This window comes from Mycobacterium sp. E136 (genome assembly GCF_001666865.1).
In the GTDB taxonomy this organism is placed as follows: Bacteria; Actinomycetota; Actinomycetes; order Mycobacteriales; family Mycobacteriaceae; genus Mycobacterium.
In genome coordinates this window covers 1-2,118 of record NZ_LZJE01000352.1, presented here as the reverse complement: position 1 = coordinate 2,118, position 2,118 = coordinate 1, and the positions used below count along the sequence as shown (strand labels likewise).

At 64.0% G+C, this 2,118-nt stretch carries 1 protein-coding gene; it reads right to left on the bottom strand.

What is annotated here, in order from left to right; translation table 11 throughout:
- On the bottom strand, nt 1-2,118 hold a 2,118-nt coding region (locus A5698_RS23610), incomplete at both ends, for a non-ribosomal peptide synthetase (protein ID WP_156670870.1).

The following is a 2,118-nucleotide window of genomic DNA, read 5'->3' as shown; positions in this document are numbered from 1 at the left end:
ACAACGAGTCGCCACCCAACTCGAAGAACGACTCATCGACACCGACCCGCTCCAACCCCAACACCTGGGCGAAGATGCCGGCCAGAATCTCTTCCGTCAGCGTGGACGGCGCGCGATACCGTTCGACATCGGCATACTCCGGTGCCGGCAACGCGCGCTTATCGAGCTTGCCATTGTGATTGAGCGGTAAGGCCTCCACTACGACCACCGCCGCCGGCACCATGTAAGCCGGCAGGCGCTCGGCAAGCGCGTTACGCAACTCGAGCGAGTCAGCGGTACCGGTGACGTAACCCACCAGCCGCTTGTCGCCGGGGCGGTCCTCGCGGACGATCACCGCAGATTGCTGCACGCCGTCGAGGGCGCTGAGCGCCACCTGGATTTCACCGAGTTCGATGCGGTACCCGCGGATCTTGACCTGCTCATCGGCCCGACCCACGTACTGCAGCTGCCCGTCGGCGCCCCACCGCACCAGGTCCCCGGTGCGATACATCCGTTGCCCCGGCGCCCCGAACGGACACGACACAAACCGCGAAGACGTCAATCCAGCCCGGCCCACGTATCCCTCGGCCACACCTGCGCCGGCGACATACAACTCTCCGACCACGTTAGGCGGGACCGGACGCAACCAGCCGTCCAACACGAAGAAGCCGAGATGGGCCAGCGGAGATCCGATCGGGCTGACGGCGCTGTTGGCGTCCGCGTCGACAATCTCGCGGAAAGAGGCATGCACCGTGGTCTCGGTGATGCCATACATATTGATGAGCCGCGGCAGACCCGGGTGGTTTCCAAGCCAAGGCGAAAGACGGTGGGGTTCAAGTGCTTCACCGCCGAATATCACGGTCTCGAGCTTGAGCTGTCGCCCCAGCTCGGGCTCCAACGCATCGGCGGTCGCCAAGGCATAGAACGCCGACGGGGTTTGACTCAGTACATTCACCTGCTCGCTGACCAGCAAGGCGTGCAGGTCCTGCGGTGAGACGGCCACCGCGTCGGGCACCACGACCAGCCGACCTCCGTGCAGTAGCGCCCCGAAGATCTCCCATACGGAGAAGTCGAATGCCAAAGAGTGATATTGCGTCCACACCTGCCCCGGCGACATCTGCAGATCCGCTTCCAGGGAATCCAGCAGTCGCGTCACATTGATATGTGGGACGGCCACGCCCTTGGGGGTTCCTGTGGTTCCCGAGGTATAGATGAGGTAGGCCACCTCGTGCGGGCTGGGCGCCGAAAGCGAGGTGCTGGGTTGCGACTCGATAGCGGGGTCATCGATGTCGATGACGAGCAGGTCATGCCCATGCAGCCGACCGGCCAGGCCGGCGGTGGTGATCGCGGCTGTCGGGGCGGCGTCGGCGAGCATGAAATTCATCCGCGCGTCCGGTTGTCCCGGGTCGATTGCGAGATAGGCTGCGCCGGTTTTGAGTACGGCGAGGATTGAAACGACTGCCTCGGGTGAGCGTTTCAGCAGCAGTGCCACCCGTTGTCCGGGTCCCACGCCGTGACCGGCCAGAAGATGGGCCATGCGGTTGGCGGCTTCGTCGAGTGCGCGATACGTCCACGAACGAGCGCCATAAGTGATGGCCACTGCCTCTGGAGCGCGAGCCACCTGGGTGGCGAACAACGCCGGAATCGACAACGACGTGGACTCGGCCTCGGTCAACGCTGCCCGATTGCCCCACGCCTGCAACTCCACGTGCTCGCGCTCATCGAGCACATCAATCGATGACAACCGCCGGGACGGATCAGCACACAGCGCCACCACCACCCGCTGCAACCGCTCAACGAGCGCTTCGATGCTGGCCGCATCGAACACATCGGTGCGGAACTCGATATCCCCGCCGATACCGACGGGCTCACCGGCCTCACTCCACTGCTCACCCAAAGAGAACGTCAAATCAACCCGGGCGGTGTGCGTGTCAGCAGCCATCGGGGTCAGCTGCACATCACCGAGGCGCAGATCACCAGCGACATTGTTCTGCCAAGCCAACAACACCTGCACCAGCGGATGATGATTCAAGCTCCGCGTCGGATTGAGCCGCTCCACCAGCACCTCGAACGGCACATCCTGATGCTCGAACGCGGCCAGGCTACGCGCACGCACCTGCTCCAACACCTCAGCGACCG